This is a genomic window from Pseudomonas protegens (genome assembly GCF_003732485.1).
GTDB classification, from domain to species: Bacteria; Pseudomonadota; Gammaproteobacteria; order Pseudomonadales; family Pseudomonadaceae; genus Aquipseudomonas; species Aquipseudomonas protegens_B.
In genome coordinates this window covers 148,713-150,999 of the sequence record NZ_MOAK01000080.1, presented here as the reverse complement: position 1 = coordinate 150,999, position 2,287 = coordinate 148,713, and the positions used below count along the sequence as shown (strand labels likewise).

The window sequence follows — 2,287 nt, the reverse complement described above, 5'->3', positions numbered from 1 at the left end:
GCAGATGACCACCATGAAGGTGCTCAACGCACGCAACGGGCGTGAGCGCATCGAGGCCCTGGCGCGCTTCGGCAAGTTCTTCGCCGGGATTCTCTGGGAGAGCTACGGCGGCGTATTCGCCGGGGACATCTACTTCAACCCCGACGCGCCGCCGCGGATCAAGCGGCCCCTGGATGCGCCGGTGCCGACGGTGCAGTTCTTCGAGACCGAAGACCGGGTGCAACTGCGCCTGACCCGCTACCAGGCCGGCAGCAAAGGCCCGGTGATGTTGGTGCATGGCCTGGGCGTGGGCTCCAACATCTTCTCCACCGACACCATCCAGACCAACCTGCTGGAGTACCTGTGCAAGCACGACTATGACGTCTGGCTCCTGGATTTCCGGGTCAGCATCCTGCTGCCGGCGAGCAAGCTGGAATGCAATGGCGACCAGATCGCGGCCTACGATTTCAAGGCCGCCATCGGCCAGATCAAGCAGGCGACCGGGGCCCGTGACGTGCAATGCGTGGTGCATTGCTATGGCGCCACGACCTTCTTCATGTCGTTGCTGGCGGGCCTGCAGGATGTGCGTTCGGTGGTCTGCTCGCAGATTGCCGCCGACACCGTGGTGGCCACCGCCACCGGGATCAAGGCCGGATTGCACCTGCCGGGCATGCTCGACGCCATCGGCATCAAGTCCCTGACGGCCTACGCCGACAGCAAGGAAAGCCTGTTCAACCGGCTCTACGATACGGCGCTCAACGGCTATGCGCGGATCGAGGCCCAGGGTTACTGCACCAATCCGGTGTGCCACCGCATCACCTTCATGTACGCCTCCCTATACCGCCACGACACCCTCAACCAGACCCTGCACGACAACCTGCACGAGTTGTTCGGTGCCTCGAACATCGAGACCTTCGAGCATCTGGCACTGATTTGTCGCAAGGGGCACCTGGTGGACTTCAAGGGGCGTGACGTCTACATGCCGCATTTCGACCGGCTGAAGTTGCCCATCTGCTTTATCAGCGGCGCCGACAACCAGTGCTACCTGCCGCAAAGCACCCAGAAGACCTATGAACGCCTGTGCCAGCTGCATGGCCCCGAGCTGTTCAGCCGCCACGTGGTGCCGGGTTACGGACACATCGACTGCATCTTCGGCAAGAACGCCGTGGTGGATGTGTACCCGCTGATGCTGGCGCACCTGGAGAAGACCGCCCTGGGCTGACGAGTGCCGGCTCGCGACCTGCGGCGCGCCCGTGCCGCAGCCGGGCTTGGCGATAGGTACCGCAGGGCTGGCTCCTGGAGCCTGGCCTGCGGCAGCGGCTACACATGGATGCAGGGAAGGCTCAGATGAACGCTTATATCCGCTGGTTCCAACGCTTTATCTGGCTGGGCATCGCCATGAACATGGTGTTCGCCCTGCCGGCGCTGTTTGCCCCGGCATTGCTGACCGCGGTGGTCGGCCTGCCGCCGGTGCTGTCCGACCCCTGGCTGGAAAACACCGGCATGCTGCTGGTGGGCATCAGCCTGTTCTACATGCCTTCGGGCTGCAACGCGCCGCGCTTCGTGGTGCATTCCTGGCTGTGCGTGCTGTCGCGGCTGATAGCCGTGGCGTTCTGGATCTACCTGATCAATACCAGCAACCAGGCCACGGTGTTCGTGCCCATGCTGATGGGCGACCTCAGCATGTTCCTGATCCTCGGCATCCTGCTGTACCTGGGCAGTGCCCCGGCCAACCGGCCCTGGGCCTTGCTCTGCGCCGGGCTGCACGACTGGCGCCAGTACTGGGCCGCCCGCTGGAAGCGCCACAGCTTTCGCGTGGGCAGCCTGGTCCTGCTGCTGGTCCTGGGTGTGGTCGGTTATGCCACGTGGGTCAACATGATTCGCGAGGTGCCCCAGCCGCCGGAAGCCTCCGACGAGGATCACTTCAAGTACGCCGCCATCGGCCTGGGGATCGAGGCGCGGATTCCTTACTACCTGTTCGCCGTGCTGCCGCAACTGTGCCCGGAAAAACTGCCCCGGCCCGGTGGCTACGAGGTCTTCGGCTTCCTCTACGAGAACGGCCGGGACCTGCCGGTGGGCATGGCCAAGCGGCAATTGGGCTACCCGACGGTGGAACCCAACTGCGCCCTGTGCCACACCGGTGCCTACCGGGCCAGCGCCAGCGATGTGTCCCAGGTGGTGCCCACTGCACCGGCCAACCTGATGCAGCTCCAGGCCTTCCAGTGGTTCGCCTACGACTGTGCCAGCGATCCGACATTCACCGTGGATGCGGTGATGAACGCGATCAACGCCAAGTTCCAGCTGGGCT

Annotated in this window: 1 protein-coding gene and 1 pseudogene; both read left to right on the top strand. The window is 64.2% G+C overall.

From position 1 onward, the window contains the following. On the top strand, positions 1–1,201 hold a 1,201-nt coding region (locus BLX41_RS35950), incomplete at its 5' end, for a lipase family alpha/beta hydrolase (protein ID WP_259745067.1). A gap of 125 nt (positions 1,202–1,326) precedes the next feature. Then, positions 1,327–2,287 (top strand): annotated as a pseudogene (locus tag BLX41_RS35945) (c-type cytochrome); the annotation flags it as partial.